Annotated in this window: 16 protein-coding genes; 7 read left to right on the forward strand and 9 right to left on the reverse strand. The window is 60.0% G+C overall.

The window, feature by feature from the left end; all coding sequences use genetic code 11:
* Positions 1-14: 14 nt before the first annotated feature.
* On the reverse strand, positions 15-1,274 hold the full coding sequence (locus tag LAO20_17390; GenBank protein MBZ5533207.1) for an alpha/beta fold hydrolase: 1,260 nt from the start codon (positions 1,272-1,274) through the stop codon (positions 15-17).
* A gap of 122 nt (positions 1,275-1,396) precedes the next feature.
* On the opposite strand from LAO20_17390, the gene LAO20_17395 reads away from it, so the two are divergent.
* Together LAO20_17395 and LAO20_17400 are read left to right on the forward strand one after the other, a co-directional pair.
* A complete protein-coding gene (locus LAO20_17395) occupies positions 1,397-2,800 on the forward strand; it encodes a selenium-binding family protein (protein ID MBZ5533208.1) in 1,404 nt (467 codons plus the stop codon).
* A 21-nt stretch (positions 2,801-2,821) separates the two neighbouring features.
* Positions 2,822-3,463, forward strand: coding sequence for a hypothetical protein (locus LAO20_17400; GenBank protein MBZ5533209.1), 642 nt, complete (start codon positions 2,822-2,824; stop codon positions 3,461-3,463).
* Between the two features lie 129 nt (positions 3,464-3,592).
* On the opposite strand, the gene LAO20_17405 is transcribed toward LAO20_17400, so the two are convergent.
* The 7 genes from LAO20_17405 to LAO20_17435 form a co-directional block, all read right to left on the reverse strand.
* On the reverse strand, positions 3,593-4,309 hold the full coding sequence (locus LAO20_17405) for a phosphatase PAP2 family protein (protein MBZ5533210.1): 717 nt from the start codon (positions 4,307-4,309) through the stop codon (positions 3,593-3,595).
* A gap of 5 nt (positions 4,310-4,314) precedes the next feature.
* Positions 4,315-4,845 (reverse strand): hypothetical protein, encoded by a 531-nt coding sequence (locus LAO20_17410; protein MBZ5533211.1) that lies wholly within the window; start codon positions 4,843-4,845, stop codon positions 4,315-4,317.
* Between the two features lie 39 nt (positions 4,846-4,884).
* Positions 4,885-5,103 carry an MbtH family protein gene (locus tag LAO20_17415; GenBank protein MBZ5533212.1) on the reverse strand — a complete coding sequence of 73 codons (219 nt, stop codon included), beginning with the start codon at positions 5,101-5,103 and terminating at the stop codon, positions 4,885-4,887.
* 32 nt (positions 5,104-5,135) lie between these two features.
* The gene (locus LAO20_17420) at positions 5,136-5,627 is read right to left on the reverse strand and encodes a hypothetical protein (protein ID MBZ5533213.1); all 492 of its coding nucleotides are present in this window, start codon (positions 5,625-5,627) and stop codon (positions 5,136-5,138) included.
* A 306-nt stretch (positions 5,628-5,933) separates the two neighbouring features.
* A complete protein-coding gene (locus LAO20_17425) occupies positions 5,934-6,722 on the reverse strand; it encodes an alpha/beta fold hydrolase (protein ID MBZ5533214.1) in 789 nt (262 codons plus the stop codon).
* 62 nt (positions 6,723-6,784) lie between these two features.
* Positions 6,785-8,923 (reverse strand): molybdopterin-dependent oxidoreductase, encoded by a 2,139-nt coding sequence (locus LAO20_17430; GenBank protein ID MBZ5533215.1) that lies wholly within the window; start codon positions 8,921-8,923, stop codon positions 6,785-6,787.
* A gap of 28 nt (positions 8,924-8,951) precedes the next feature.
* Positions 8,952-9,428, reverse strand: a complete 477-nt coding sequence (locus tag LAO20_17435) for a (2Fe-2S)-binding protein (protein MBZ5533216.1) — start codon at positions 9,426-9,428, stop codon at positions 8,952-8,954.
* Positions 9,429-9,616: 188 nt separating this feature from the next.
* On the opposite strand from LAO20_17435, the gene LAO20_17440 reads away from it, so the two are divergent.
* Positions 9,617-10,357, forward strand: coding sequence for an HAD family hydrolase (locus tag LAO20_17440; GenBank protein ID MBZ5533217.1), 741 nt, complete (start codon positions 9,617-9,619; stop codon positions 10,355-10,357).
* Positions 10,358-10,421: 64 nt separating this feature from the next.
* On the opposite strand, the gene LAO20_17445 is transcribed toward LAO20_17440, so the two are convergent.
* Complete coding sequence (locus LAO20_17445; GenBank protein MBZ5533218.1) at positions 10,422-11,132, reverse strand: HAD hydrolase-like protein; 711 nt, start codon at positions 11,130-11,132, stop codon at positions 10,422-10,424.
* 111 nt (positions 11,133-11,243) lie between these two features.
* On the opposite strand from LAO20_17445, the gene LAO20_17450 reads away from it, so the two are divergent.
* From LAO20_17450 to LAO20_17465, 4 genes are all read left to right on the forward strand, one after another.
* Positions 11,244-11,519 carry a hypothetical protein gene (locus LAO20_17450; GenBank protein ID MBZ5533219.1) on the forward strand — a complete coding sequence of 92 codons (276 nt, stop codon included), beginning with the start codon at positions 11,244-11,246 and terminating at the stop codon, positions 11,517-11,519.
* Positions 11,516-11,956, forward strand: a complete 441-nt coding sequence (locus LAO20_17455) for a putative toxin-antitoxin system toxin component, PIN family (protein MBZ5533220.1) — start codon at positions 11,516-11,518, stop codon at positions 11,954-11,956. The genes LAO20_17450 and LAO20_17455 overlap by 4 nt, the downstream gene beginning before the upstream one ends.
* An 85-nt stretch (positions 11,957-12,041) precedes the next feature.
* On the forward strand, positions 12,042-13,802 hold the full coding sequence (locus LAO20_17460) for a Zn-dependent hydrolase (GenBank protein ID MBZ5533221.1): 1,761 nt from the start codon (positions 12,042-12,044) through the stop codon (positions 13,800-13,802).
* Positions 13,799-14,155 (forward strand): PilZ domain-containing protein, encoded by a 357-nt coding sequence (locus LAO20_17465; protein ID MBZ5533222.1) that lies wholly within the window; start codon positions 13,799-13,801, stop codon positions 14,153-14,155. Before LAO20_17460 ends, LAO20_17465 begins: the two co-directional genes overlap by 4 nt.
* The last annotated feature ends 6 nt before the right edge of the window (positions 14,156-14,161 follow it).

Genomic DNA, 14,161 nt, shown 5'->3' on the forward strand with positions numbered 1-14,161 from the left:
ATGGCTTCTGGGCATTAGCCTGCTTGCGCGTTTTGCCATCCTAAGAATGCTCCCAGTTCCTCCAGGAACACCTGCCAGGCTGGTTCGTCCGCGAGAAGAATATGATTGCCGGTGCTGAGCGGGACGAATCGCGCACCGGGGATTTCGGCGGCCAGAATTCGCCCTTCTTCCGCGGGAATGACGCGATCGCGGTCGCCGTGGAAGACGAGGGTGGGCACGGAGACCTTCGGCAAGACGTCTCGGACGTTGATCTCGTCGAGCGTTATCATGATGCGGGCGGCATTCTCCGGACTCGCTGATATCCGCTGCAGATCATTGAACCATTGCTGTTGTTCGGGTGTGGAATTGTGGGGAATATAAAAATTCGTGAACATCGATTTGAAATCCGGATTGTTCTTGCCCCAATCCAACCGTATCAAAGTCTGCAGTGCGCGCCGCCCCGCGATTTGTTTTTCTGTGCCGCGGACGCTCAAGCCGCGTGAGAACGCACCCAGCAGGATCAGATGGCTCACTCGCTCTGGATGCCGTATCGCATAGCTAATGGCCACGGCTCCACCCTGGGAGATTCCCAGGAGCGCAAATTTCTCAACGCCGGCCGCCTCAACCACCGTCTCCAGGTCCTGGACCCAAAGTTCCAGCGACATCTCCTTCACGTCCCATTGTGACAGGCCGTTGCCACGCTCGTCGTAGCGGACCAGGCGGTGATGTTTCGTCATTTCTGCGAGCCAATGCTTCCACAGCGGGCTGTCCCATTCGTAGTCCAGATGATTGAGCCAATTGGCGGACTTGACCAGCGGATATCCGGAGCCGGCGCTGGAGTAGGCCAGCCGTACGCCGTCGCGGGTGGTGCAAAATTGGATCTTTTGCCGTGGCGTGGATGCAAGGGCGCCGCTGGCTTCCGCAGGCTTGACTTGCCGCGAACCGATCTCCGAAACTGCCGCGACAAAGCGATAGCCCACGCGCGGCACGGTTTCAATGTAAGCCTGGCCGGTGGCACTCTCGCCCAGCGCCTTGCGCAGCAGTGACACGTTCTTGTTGAGGTTGTTCTCCTCCACCACGGTATCCGGCCAGATCCGCGCCAGCAGGTCCTCTTTTTTGATCAGGCGTCCCGCATTCTCCACCAGCAAACACAGGATTTCAAAGGCCTTCAACTGCAGCCCGACCTCAACGCCCCCGCGCAGCAGGCGGTGTTCTGCCGGATCGAGCTGAAATGGTCCGAACTGATAAAGACTTGCGCTGCGCGCCATGTCATAAAAAAGTAACAAAAAACCCATCTTGCTGAAAGGACTTCCGGCCTCCCCGCGGCGTTTAATCGCCCAGTGCGCGCGAGTTGGCGGCGAATCGAGAGTCCAGGGCCGATGAGCGGCAACAACAGACTAAGCAGGAGACGATAACAATGCCCAAGTTACTTCCCGACCAGAGTTTTTACCCATCGGCCAAAATGGCCATGGAAGCGGCCCCGGAAAAGCTGGCCTACATGGTCATGCTGAATGAAGATGCCGGCTCCCCTGACGCCATGGCGGTGGTGGACCTGGATCCGGCTTCCAGGACGCAAGGCAAAATCATCCACCGGATTGACATGCCCAACGCGGGCGACGAGCTGCATCACTTCGGCTGGAATGCCTGCAGTTCCTGCCTGTGTCCTCACTCGCCGCATCCCCACATGGAACGGCGTTACCTGGTAGTTCCCGGGTTAAGATCTTCCCGCATACACATCCTTGACACCAAGCCAGATCCCCGCAAGCCGGTGCTGACCAAGGTGATTGAGCCGGACGAAGTAATGAAAAAATCCGGCTACAGCCGTCCCCATACCTCGCACTGCGGGCCGGACGGCGTTTACATGAATGCCATCGGCTCCGCCGAGGGCAAAGGGCCGGGCGGAATCTTTGTTCTCGATCCTGAAACCTTCCAGATCAAGGGACCATGGGAAGCCGATCGCGGACCACAACACCTCTCGTACGACTTCTGGTGGCACCTGGGCCACGACACCATGATCACCAGCGAGTGGGGAACTCCCGACATGGTGGAGAACGGCGTGAACCCGGAACTGCTGCTGGGCGGCAAGTACGGACATGCGCTCCACGTCTGGGACCTGGACAAGCGGCGCCATCGCCAGGTGCTGGACCTGGGGGCGGAACACCAGATGCCGCTCGAACTGCGTCCGGCGCACGATCCCGCGGAAACTTACGGCTTCGTCGGCGTGGTGGTCTCACTCAAGGACCTCTCGGCCTCGGTTTGGCTGTGGCACCACGAGGGTTCCAACGGCAACGGCTCCTGGAAGCTCCGCAAAGTGATCGAGATTCCCGCGGAGCCGGCCCCGGCAGAGAAGCTGCCGCCACTGTTGCAGGGTTTCAAGGCTGTTCCACCGTTCATCACCGACATCAACCTCTCGCTCGACGACCGTTTCCTCTATGTTTCGTGCTGGGGCACGGGCGAACTGCGGCAGTATGACGTCTCTGATCCGTTCAATCCAGTGCTGACCGGTACGGTGCGGATCGGTGGCATGGTCAGCCGGCAGGCGCATCCGAGAAATCCCGGGCGCGCGCTGAACGGCGGACCGCAGATGGTGGAGCTGAGCCGTGACGGAAAACGCGTTTACCTGACCAACTCCCTGTACCGTTCCTGGGACGACCAGTTCTTTCCCGATGGAATTCGCGGATGGTTGACGACGGTTGACGCGAATCCCAACGGCGGATTGAGCCTGGACTCCGGGTTGTTCCTGGAGACGGAAAATTTTCGTCCGCACCAGGTACACCTGCAGGGCGGCGATGCATCGTCAGACTCGTACTGTTTCTCCTAAAGGCGGCATGTGATGAATGAGATGACGATGACAACGTCGTGGGCCGTTCTCTTGGGGCTGGGGGCTTTCCACGGAATCAACCCCGGCATGGGATGGCTGTTCGCGGTGGCGCTGGGAATGCAGGAGCGCCGCCGCGGGGCCGTTCTCTCCGCCTTGTTGCCGCTGGGTTTGGGGCATGCTCTGGCGGTGGCCGCGGCCATCGCGCTGGCGCTGGTGGCGGGTGTGGTGCTCCCGGTGCACTGGCTGCGCTGGCTGGTGGCCGGAACGCTGGTCACGCTGGGTGTGGCGCGCTTCATCCGGCACCGGCACCCGCGCTGGGCCAGCATGCGGGTGGGCGCCGTCGCGCTTACGCTGTGGTCTTTCCTGATGGCTTCAGCGCATGGCGCTGGTCTTATGGTTGTGCCGGTGTTTCTGGCGATGACCGCCACCGATGCCGGCCACAGTCACCATCATGCAATGCAAATGGCCGGGGCCACGCCGGCCAGCGCGATGCTGGCGACCGGCCTGCATGCAGTCGGCTACCTGCTGGTGACCGCCGCCGTGGCTTTCCTGGTGTTTGAGAAACTCGGCGTCGGCGTGCTGCGCAAGGCGTGGTTCAACCTTGATCTGCTCTGGGCGGTCAGCTTGATCGGCACGGGAGTGATCAGTGTTGTGCTGGCTTAACCTCGCAATAATCGGCGGTGACAAAAGATGGAGGGCGCTTCGGCGCCCTTCATTTGCTTTGCAACTCGGTTGCCTCCGCAAAAGCAACTGCTCGTCGCGCAAAGTTGTGCACAGAAGGCCGGCGGCTCACTATGCGCGCCCGCGGCGCTTCTTGATCTGAGGGACTACCTTCTTGCGCACGCGGTCGGCTGCCAGCATGCTGCTCACCCAGACCGCTGCTGCCAGGTAGCCGGCAAGCACGTCACTGGGATAGTGGACGCCAAGATAGATGCGGGAAAATCCTATCGCCGCCACCACCACCGCGGCCGCGACGCCCGCGCCGATTCGCACCGGCATGTAGCGCACGCGGTCGGCGATCAGTCCGGCCAGCACCGCGTAAAAGCAGAACGAGCACAACGCGTGGCCGCTGGGAAAACTGTAAGAGTCAGGTTGGGACACAAAGAAAGCGTCGGGTCGCGTGCGATGGAACGCCTGCTTCAGAATCAGGTCCAGCCCCAGCGCTCCGGCCATGGTAAAGGTGAGCCACAACGCGCCACGGCGCCAGCGCAGCCACAGAAAGACGCCCAACGCCGCCACCAGCTCCACGATCAGGAAGCCGTATCCCAGGCGGGAAATAAAGATCATGAGCTGCGTGAGCGACGGGGAAGCCAGCGCGTGTACCCAGTCACGCACCGCATCGTCAAATCGTGTGAACGAGCCGCTCAACATTTCCTGCGACAGCCAGGCAAACAAGAAGATGCTCACGCCTGCGGTGAGCAGGCTGCCGGCGAGCAGCGCTTCCATCAGCCGCGTTGGCGGCGGAGCTTGCTCGGCATCGGGTAAAGTCAGGTCAGGTTGGTTGGTCACGCGGCCTAGCGCCCTCTCGCTTGGGCTTTGGCTTCACTGCTGAGCCCGCGCAGCACGCGGCTGAAGTAGTCGGCATTGCGCGTCACAAAGATCAGCCGGTGTCCGCATGCCAGGTAGGATTCCGGGCGCAGCGTTGCCATCTGCTGCCAGAAGATATGCTGCAAGCGCTTGAGGTCCCAGCGGGTCTTGGCCTGGGTCTTGCTGGAACTTGCTGGGCCCAGCGTGAACCACTTGTAAGCGATGAAGACTTCAAAGTCCAGATCAGCCGGGGTTGAGTCGAAGAGGTACCATTCGTCACAGTCGCCGCTGGGGAGCGTGGCGGGGTTTTCCACGGCAGGAACGTAGACGGCGGAGTCCAGCACGCGCCAGCCTTGTTCGATTTGCAGCGGCGTGGGCTCCAGCGGTCCGGAATCGAACAAGGTGATGACCAGGTTTTTGCCGGCGAAGGCGTCGGGGCACACGCGCACCACGTCCGGAAGAGTATGGCTGGATGCTTCCAGCCAGCGAAAGTCGCCATGTACGCCGTGAAACATCATTTATGAATCAAGCTCCTCCGCCTGCCGGCTCCAGCCGCGTTATTTCTGCCCGGACTGCTCCAGCTTCTTTCTTAGGCTCAGCGGACGCATGTCCGTCCACACTTCCTTAATGTAGTCCAGGCACTCTTGCTTGGTGCCGGACTTGCCGGCATCGTTCCAGCCCAGCGGGTTTTCCCGATGCACGGGCCAGATGGAATACTGCTCTTCGTGGTTGATCACCACTTTGTAGATGGTTTTGTCATCGCGATCCGGGTCCATGTTTGGTTCCTCCAGCCTGAACTACTTTGCCGTCAGCTCTGGCGACTCACCGCTGCCCAGCTTCCACCTTCCACGGGCTGCGTCATGTCGGCTTCCCACACGCCTTCAAAATCCACGAAGTAGGCTTTCACGTCGATTTCCGGAATCGTGGACTTCAGATAGTCATACGCCCGATGCATCTCCTGGCGATGGTGCTCGGCTTCAATCGTCGGGTCATTCTCAAAGCCCGCCAGCCCGCCGTACGCGCCGCAGTCCGAGTGCAGCATGAGAATCACGGTTTTTGTCCCATGCAGCTGGATGGATTTGCGGATCTGCTCCAGTACAAACTCGCGGTCACTTTCATGGTCGGGCGAAGCCAGGCACTTGGCGCCGCCGGCAATCCGCACCGGATCAGGCCGCTCAATCCCCGTGCGCTTGAGAAGCTTCTGAAACACCAGATCAAAGCGATGGTCGTAACACCAGACTACGGCGGCGTCGGACTGGTAACGCTCTCGCGGGGAAGCAAAGTGGAAAACTTTTTTCATGCTGGGGGAGACCTCTGCCAACCATTATATGGGAGGGCGCGCGGGTGAATGCCCTGGCCGGACAAAACCCAAAACCTTGAAAACACGGAGGAACAGAGGTAGCGGAGGATGTGATGGGTTCGTCCACCCTGTGACCATTTGCATGCGTAGGCGATTCTCAGTCACGACGCAGAGTGTAATGATCGGCTCTTGCTTACGCTGCTTTGGTTTTCAATTACCAAATTACCAGATTACTCAATTACCAATTTCTCCCCTCCGTTTCCTCCTTTCCTCTGTGTTTCAAAGGTTTTGGGTTTTGCGCGGACGTTACGTAAAGAACCCCATGATCTTCTCCGCCACTTCTTTGGGAGCCTCCACCGGAAGGAAGTGTCCGTTCTGGGCGAAGTGCCAGACTTTCTGCCCGCCGAAACGCCCGGCAAACGTGGACGCAATGTACGGATCGCGATCGCCCCACAGCACGCACGTAGGCACGCGTTGGGTGAGCTCCGGCAATTTCTCTTCCCATCCTTTGTAGTTTTCCGGGTTGGTTGCGCGATAAAGCTGCAAGACCATCTTTCTCACCGGCCATTTCAAGAGCGCGTAGGTCTCGCGGATGTGTTCTTCCGGCATGGTCGGCGAACCTTTGCGCATGGAAGCGCGAAACACGCGCTCGTTCATGCTCATCATGCTCAGCTCGCCGAGGAAGCGCGTGCGCCAAATCCTGGCCCAGATGTGCCACTGGTAGTCGGAGAAGAAATTGGTGTTCATGATGGCCATGCGGCGGACGCGTTCCGGATGCCGCACCGCCCAGGCCAGCCCGTAAATCCCGCCGAAATCGTGGACGACCAGATTCACCGGCTCAGTGATGCCGGCGGCGTCGAGCAAGTCATTGATGAACCCGGCGAGCGATTCCAGCGAGAAGTCGAACCCTTCAGGAATGGATGAATGTCCGAAGCCCGGAAGGTCGGGTGCCAGGCAGCGGAAGCGCGACTGCATCTCCGCGATCACGCCGCGCCACAGGATGGATGAATCCGGGTTGCCATGGAGGAACAGAGTCGGCGGGCCGCTGCCCTGGTCTTTCATGAAGATGGTGGCGTTCTGTACGGTCAGGTTCATGATGTGGTCATCGTTGACAGAAAAAAGAAAGCTCCCGGTGAGAACTCAGCGCGAGACGAAGACTAGCCTTTCAACTCCAGCGGTTTGGCCATCAACGGCAGCCCGCGCAGACGGATTCCGGTTGCGCTGAAGATTGCGCCGGCTACCGCCGGAGCCAGGCCCATGAGCGGTGTTTCCCCGGCGCCTGCCGGCGCAACGTCTTTGCGGTCAATCAACTCGACTTCGATTTTGGGCACATCGCGGAAGCGCGGCACGCGGTAGTCCTTGAAATGCGGGTTCAGCACGCGTCCGTTGTCAAAATGGATGGCCTCAAACAACGCTCCACCCAGACCCTGAACAATGGAGCCTTCAATCTGGTTCTTGAGTCCGTTGGGATTGACAACCGCGCCGCAGTCAAAGGACTCGACTACGCGCACAATGCTGACTTGCCCGCGCGCGCGGTCAATGGCGACTTCAGCGCACGTGGCCAGATAGCCGTTTTTCTCAAAGCCTCCGGCGATGCCGAAGCCGCGTTCTGGAGTGGCCGCCTGCTTGCCCCAGCCAAACTTTTGCGCCGCGACTTCGAATGCCGCGCGTAGGCGCGGGTCTGTGATGTTCTTCAAACGGAACTGCAGCGGGTCCATCCCGGCGAGAGCGGCGAGTTCGTCCATGTGGCTTTCGCGCGCGAAGTGGTTGGCCGTGGCCGCCAAGCCGCGGTACGATCCCTGGCGCAGCGGCGGGTTCTTCGAAGGGTGAAATTCAATCTTCTTGTTGGGTACGTGATAGGGCGTGTCAATGGCCGAAGGGCCGGAGTTGTAGTTGTGAAATTCCCAGGCGACCAGAGCGCCGTCGGCGGCGAGGCCGCTTTTCACGTCAATCACGCCCGCCGGACGGAAATAGGCCCAGGTAAATTCCTCTTCACGTGTCCAAACCACCTCCACCGGTTTGCCGGCGGCCTTGGCCAGCCGCGCGGCTTCCACCGCACACTCGCCGGTGTGTTTCCCGCCGTAGGCTGAGCCGGTGTCCGGGACCTTGACGCGCACATGGTCCAGAGAAATATGGAAGGCCGCGGCCAGTTCATCGCGCACGGCGAACGGCCGCTGCGTGCCGGTCCAAACCGTCAGCTTGTCGCCTTGCCATTCGGCCACGGCGGAGCGCGGCTCCAACGGCGCATGCTGGATATAGGCAACGGTGTAGGTCTGCGACAAGGTCTTGGCCGCGGGAGCCATGGCGGTCTGCACCGAGCCGGTTTCGTTTCCGCCGCGTCCTCCGAACCCGCCGCGGGTCTCGATGCCGAGGTTCTTGCGCAAGGAATCGAATAAATCGGCTTCTGAAATCTGCGGCGGGGCCTGCGTCTTTACTTCCAAAGCTTCCAGCGCCTGCTGCGCAGCATCAGGATGGTGCGCGGCCACGCCGATGAAATCCCCATCGCGAACCACAGTTACGCCGGGCAGTTTCTCGGCTTTCTTCGCATCCACCGACAGCAGCTTGGCATTGAAGGCCGCCGGGCGAAACACTTTGCCGTGCAGCATGCCCGGCCGCGTAATGTCTGACGTGTACTGATGTGCGCCGGTGACGAATGCCTTGCCGTCGACTTTTCCCACCGCCGTGCCGGCCACGCGCCACTGGGCGGGACTGGTGACCGCCGGATCTCCGGCCGCGATCTTCACCAGCTTCTGCCCTTGAGTGAGTTCGCCAAAGCTGATGCTCTTGCCGCCGTGCCCGTTGACCACCGCTCCGTTCTGCGCCGACAACGTGCCGCGGTCCACCTTCCAGTGCTGGGCCGCCAGGTCAATCAACACTTCGCGCGCGCTAGCAGCGACGCTGCGCAGCCGTGTGCCCATCTGCGGCGTGGTGCGGCTGCCGAACGTGCCCAAGTCGAAGGGAGTGAGGTCGGTATCGCCCATGGTGAGCGTGATGGAAGCCAGCGGAGCGTGCAGCTCTTCCGCCACCTGCTGCGTCAGCGACGTGCGGATGTTCTGTCCCATCTCCACCTTGCCGGTGAAAACGGTGACTTTGCCGTCGCCGCCAATGTGCAGCCAGGACGCCAGATCGTTGGGAAGATTGCTTTCGCTTTGCGCGCGGCCGGATTCCTGCGCCAAAGCGCCGGGCGCCACGACGCCGACGACAAGGCCCGCGCCCAGCAGCTTGAACAGATCGCGACGGCTGACGTCAAACAGATGACGCAGCGGCTCAACCGCATGCTGCTCAGCTTCAAGCATCTCCGGGCCAATGTGATTCACGGCATCCTTATTCATGCTTGACCCCTTCGGCGGCGCGGCGAATGGCGGCCATGATCCGCAGATAAGTGCCGCAGCGGCAGATGTTGCCGTTCATGTACTGGACAATGTCTTCGTCGGAAGGCCTGGGCGTCTTCGCCAGCAGCGCGTGCGCGGACATGATCATGCCGGAAGTGCAATAGGCGCATTGGAATGCTTCTTCGTCCAAAAAGGCCTGCTGCAGCGGACTGAGATGGCCGCTGGATGCCGGCGCCAGTCCTTCGATGGTCACGACCTTCTTGCCCACGGCGAAGTCCGCGTCGGTGATGCAGGAGCGGACTGGCTTGCCGTCCACCAGCACGGTGCAGGCGCCGCACTGGCCTTCGCCGCAGCCGTACTTGGCGCCAGTCAGGCCCAGGCGGTTGCGCAGGACGGATAACAGAGACTCTTCTTCCAGAGCTTCAACCTTGTGGTTGCTTCCGTTCACGAGCACATGGATGGTCGGCATGGAAGGTCTCTCGGATGCGTCTTTCAAAATACTGTTGGACCGGACATTTGGTCTGCCTGTTATCGTAAACTCTTCAACGGGCCGGGTGCCAGCGGGAAGCGGAGCTGCATGCGTCGCCAGGGAACGGGCTGGATTCCAGGGCCTGATCACGGGCCCAAAAGCGGCATTGCGTACGGAGCTGAGAAAGCATGAAGAGACCCCTTGAGGTGGTGGTGTTCGATCTGGACGATACGTTGATTGACACCAGTATTGTGTTCGTCAAAGCGCGCGAGGAGTTTGTTGCCATGATGTGCCAGGCCGGTTACGCAAGGCGCGCGGCCCTTCGCCAGCTCGACGATGCCGAATGGCACAACTTGCATCATTTTGGATACGTTTCTGAGCGCAATCTGATCTCCATGCGCGAGGCGTATGAAGCGCTCGTGGAAAAGGATGGCAATCTCTTTTCCGCGGACGTTCTTCGCCAGATTTCGAGTATCGCGGGCCGGTGCCTTTACAAATTGCCCCGCCCTTTGCCTTACGCCCGCACCCTCCTTTCATGGTGTGCGCGAAAATACCGCCTGGCATTGCTGACGCGCGGCAGCGAGGCGTTGCAATACGCCAAAATTGACAAACTAGGCGTGCGCGACCTCTTTCACACCATCCACGTGGTAAAACTAAAGACCCCCGACTCTTTTCGTGGCGTCTTACGGTCCATGAAGTGCCACCCTCAGAACGCGGTCTCCGTGGGAGACTCTCCGCGTTTCGATATCCTGAACGCTTTAAGGGCGGGAATGTCTGCCGTCCACGTGCAGTATCCTTTCCGGAAACTGCAGTGGAACCTGGACCATGAAACCACCCCGGCCCTGCATGGCAAGAAATTTCGCACCGCCAGGAACCTGCGCCAGGTAAAGACCATGCTGCAGCGCGATGACAAGGTGGGAAATATCTGAGTGGCTCCGGGTCGCCGAGCAGCTCGAGTCCTTCCATGCGCCCGGAAGTCAGACGCCGGGCAGGCTAGAAATGCTTTCTCAGATCGGCGAAGCGCTGCACTTTGAGGAAGCGCCCGTCGCTCGACTGGGTCTCGAATTCTTCCTTTTCCAGCACCCAGGTGTGTTCATTGGGAACAAACACGGCGTTGATGCCGGCCGCCAGCGCCGGATTGATGTCTGAGCGCGGACTGTTGCCGATCATCCACGTGGTCTGCAGCGCCAGTTCATATTTGGCGACCACGTTCTTGTAGGCCGCGGCCTTTTTCTCGCGGACGATTTCCACCGCGGCAAAATATTCTTTCATGCCGGAGCGCTCGATCTTGCCGGATTGCTCGTGGACGTCGCCCTTGGTCATCATGATCAGATGGTGCCCGCGGCGGCGCAGGTAGCCCAGCGTTTCCGGCACGCCGGGAATCGGATGGATGGGGCTGCTGGCAATGCGATGGGCGAATCCCGCGATGAACTGGTGCAACTCCGGCGTGACCGGCTCCGCGGCCAGACGCTCAAAGCACTTGGTCAGGGAGTGGGCAAAACTGTGCGCGCCATAGCCGCGCTCCTGGATGGTCTCCCGCTCCACCTGATTCAGAAACAGGCGGACTTCCTGGGGCGACAGGCTTTGGTGGTTCAGACGCGCAATGAACTGCTGGATGGCATGTTCAAAATGGACGGTGGTCTCCCACAGCGTGTCGTCGGCGTCAATGAGCAGCGCCTGGCGGTCTGTATGGCCGTTGTTCATGGGATTCTTGATTTAAACACAGAGGGCGCGGAAGAGCACAGAGCGAGGCCACCCAGCCGACGGATAAATTCTTTTCCCCTGCAATGTATTGGGTCATAATAGATCTACTTTATGATCCACAAAGCTAAGGACTTGTCGCCTGAGCAGAAGGTTGCGCTGGAAAGGCTGCTGGGCCGCGCCATCTCTGACCGGGAAGACATCAGCATTCGCGTCTTGCAGCCGCCGCCGGGAGTCTCCCCGGCTCGCCGCCAGGAAATCCTTGAGGGATTGAAAACGTATTTTGCCGAAGTTGACTCGCAACGGAAGCCGGTGTCCGGAGAGCAAGCAGACAAAGTGATTGACGAGGCCATTCGTTCCAGCCGGCCTGCCTACCGGCCTCACGATTGAGGGTTCTGCTCGACGTAAACATCCTGGTGCGGGCACATGAGGGCTCTCACGGACCTGCAAGGGCACTCCTGTTGACGCTAATTGAGCAGGGTCACACGCTGCTAATTAGTGATCCGATGCTCATTGAACTTGCTGCTGTTCTGCGCTATCCCAGAATTCAGGTTGTTTACGGACTTACAGAGGAGCAAGTCTACGCTTATATCCAGTCGCTTCGTGAAGTCTGCGAAGTTGTTACTGTGGACGACCTTCTGCCGGCGCCAATTCGCGATCCGAAAGACGTTGCCGTGCTTCAGACTGCAGTTATAGGGGAAGCTGATGTCATTTGCACCCGCGACTCGGACTTTTACGCAGCCGCGACCCGTACCTTCTGCGCCACATTGGGGATAGAAGTCTGCACTGACTTGGAACTAGTTACCAGGATCAAACGAAGCCCTTGAGCCCTGCTCAAGCCCATTTCGACAAACCCATGTGGTCCTTTGAGGTTCCTTTTTTCTGTCCTCCCGCTGATAGAATCTTAGTGCGATGAAACCAGCCCGTTGGTCACGGATTCTGCTTGCTGCGATTCTCCTTGCTGCGCTCATTCCGCCGCTAGGCACTTTCGCTCAAGCTCAGGCTCCGGCTCCCGCAAAGAAGCCTCTGCCGCCCACGGCTGCCGCCGCGGCCAGGGCCGCCGATAAATGCGCCATCCGCGAGATCGTTCGCGGGGACGTGATCGGCCAGGTGGCCAAGTTCAAGATGGTCTCCATGCCCTTCAGCGTGAACGGGCTGGATGATAACGAGCGCAAGATGGTCTATCGCCTGGTGGACGCGGCCAAACTCCTGGACGTGATCTACTGGATGCAAAGCGACCCCAAAGGCTTCGTGCTGCTCAAGCGCATCGCCGAGTGCAAACAGGTGATGGACCAGAAGATCCGCCGCTTCCTCACCATCAACGGCAGCCGCTACGACCTGCTGGAAGAGAACAAACCGTTTATCGGAAACGATGCCTTTCCGCCGGGGCGCGCGCTTTATCCCGCGGGACTCACGCGCGAGCAGATTGAAGCTTACGTCGCCAAACATCCGGAGAAAAAAGCCCAGATTTACAGTCCTTATACGGTCATCAAGCGGCAGGGCGCCGAGCTGATTGCTGTTCCGTATCACGTGGAATATCGCCAATGGCTGGTTCCGGCGGCGGCGGCCCTGCGGGAAGCTGCTGGGCTCAGCCCGGACAAGGCCTTCGCCAACTTCCTGCGTCTGCGCGCCGACGCGCTGCTGACTGACGACTACTACAAGAGCGACCTGGCGTGGCTGGACCTGGACAATCCCAAGTTCGACATTATTTTTGCTCCCTACGAAACTTATCTCGACGGCGTGTTGGGCGTGAAAACTTCTTACGGCGCTGCCATCATGGTGCGCAATGAAGCTGAGAGCGCGCGCCGGGCGACCTTCATGAAGTACGTCCCTGAGATCCAGGACGCGCTGCCCCTCGCTCCGGAAGACCGCCCGTCGATGCAGGGCCACAAAGAACCCATGGAAGTGATGGATACGCCCTTCCGCGCCGGCGACCTGCGCCACGGCTACCAGGCGGTGGCCGACAATCTTCCTAATGACGCGCGCATCCACCAGGAAAAGGGCTCAAAGAAGATTTTCTTCAAGAACTTTATGGACGCGCGCGTGAATTACGTTGTGCTGCCCATCGGCAAGCTGTTGTTGCGTGAAGACCAGGCTGCGCAGGCTTCCATGGACGGCTACCTGGCCGCGGTGATCATGCATGAAATCTGCCACGCGCTGGGTCCGGCCTATGCCCGCACCAGCGCCGGCCGCGCGGAGATCCGCGCATCATTGGGGCCGGTGTTCAGCGCTGTGGAAGAGGCAAAGGCGGACATGGTCGGCCTGTTCGCGCTGAACTGGCTGATGGAGAAAGGCGTGTTCCCCCGCGAGCGCGCGCCGGAAGTTTACGCGTCGCACGTTGCCGGGATCTTCCGCACGGTGCGCTTCGGCGTGGCGGAAGCCCATGGACGCGCCGAGATGATGGAGTTCAACTTTCTCTTTGAGCAGGGCACCATTACCTACAACACGAAGATCGGAAAATACGAGATTGATTACGGCAAAATGCCCGCGGCCATCGCCGCGCTGGCCAAGGAGCTGCTGGAAATTGAGGCCACCGGGGACAGGAATCGAGCTGAGCAATGGTTCAACAAGTACGGTTCCATGCCGCCTGGGTTAAAATCGGCGCTGGGGAACAGTAAAGACGTGCCGGTGGACATTGATCCAGTCAGCGCTTTCCCCGAGCAGATTCAATGATCAAGCAAATGCCAGACACCAAGACCGAAGAAAGACGCCGTTTTGAGCGCATTGAGATCACGCCCCAGGCCCAAATCCTGGTGCTGGATTCGAGTGACAAGAAGGTCGGCGAGCTGCGCCAGTTGGCCCGCGGGGGCTTTTCCATGAAGACGGACAAGACCTACGCCAAAGACGGCAAGACCCACCAGTTTACGATCCATGAACCGGGCGAAGGTATCCGCGTTCCGGTGAAGGGGAAGGTCCGCTTCGCCGAACGCGGCCACACCGGCTTTGAGTTCGTTGACTTGGGCCCCGACGCCGCGGTGGACGTGGGCATCATCATCGGAAAGTATTACGAGCCGGCGAAAGAATAGTAGCTA

The sequence above is a fragment of the Terriglobia bacterium genome (assembly GCA_020072815.1).
In the GTDB taxonomy this organism is placed as follows: Bacteria; Acidobacteriota; Terriglobia; order Terriglobales; family Acidobacteriaceae; genus Angelobacter.

Bases quoted from the DNA above. Each gene is read 5' to 3' on its own strand.
- LAO20_17435 (MBZ5533216.1), bottom strand. From the start codon at position 9,428: ATGCCGACCATCCATGTGCTCGTGAACGGAAGCAACCACAAGGTTGAA.
- LAO20_17465 (MBZ5533222.1), top strand. From the start codon at position 13,799: ATGATCAAGCAAATGCCAGACACCAAGACCGAAGAAAGACGCCGTTTT.
- LAO20_17440 (MBZ5533217.1), top strand. From the start codon at position 9,617: ATGAAGAGACCCCTTGAGGTGGTGGTGTTCGATCTGGACGATACGTTG.
- LAO20_17460 (MBZ5533221.1), top strand. From the start codon at position 12,042: ATGAAACCAGCCCGTTGGTCACGGATTCTGCTTGCTGCGATTCTCCTT.
- LAO20_17390 (MBZ5533207.1), bottom strand. From the start codon at position 1,274: ATGGGTTTTTTGTTACTTTTTTATGACATGGCGCGCAGCGCAAGTCTT.
- LAO20_17445 (MBZ5533218.1), bottom strand. From the start codon at position 11,132: ATGAACAACGGCCATACAGACCGCCAGGCGCTGCTCATTGACGCCGAC.
- LAO20_17425 (MBZ5533214.1), bottom strand. From the start codon at position 6,722: ATGAACCTGACCGTACAGAACGCCACCATCTTCATGAAAGACCAGGGC.
- LAO20_17415 (MBZ5533212.1), bottom strand. From the start codon at position 5,103: ATGGACCCGGATCGCGATGACAAAACCATCTACAAAGTGGTGATCAAC.
- LAO20_17430 (MBZ5533215.1), bottom strand. From the start codon at position 8,923: ATGCTTGAAGCTGAGCAGCATGCGGTTGAGCCGCTGCGTCATCTGTTT.
- LAO20_17410 (MBZ5533211.1), bottom strand. From the start codon at position 4,845: ATGATGTTTCACGGCGTACATGGCGACTTTCGCTGGCTGGAAGCATCC.
- LAO20_17395 (MBZ5533208.1), top strand. From the start codon at position 1,397: ATGCCCAAGTTACTTCCCGACCAGAGTTTTTACCCATCGGCCAAAATG.
- LAO20_17420 (MBZ5533213.1), bottom strand. From the start codon at position 5,627: ATGAAAAAAGTTTTCCACTTTGCTTCCCCGCGAGAGCGTTACCAGTCC.
- LAO20_17450 (MBZ5533219.1), top strand. From the start codon at position 11,244: ATGATCCACAAAGCTAAGGACTTGTCGCCTGAGCAGAAGGTTGCGCTG.
- LAO20_17400 (MBZ5533209.1), top strand. From the start codon at position 2,822: ATGACGATGACAACGTCGTGGGCCGTTCTCTTGGGGCTGGGGGCTTTC.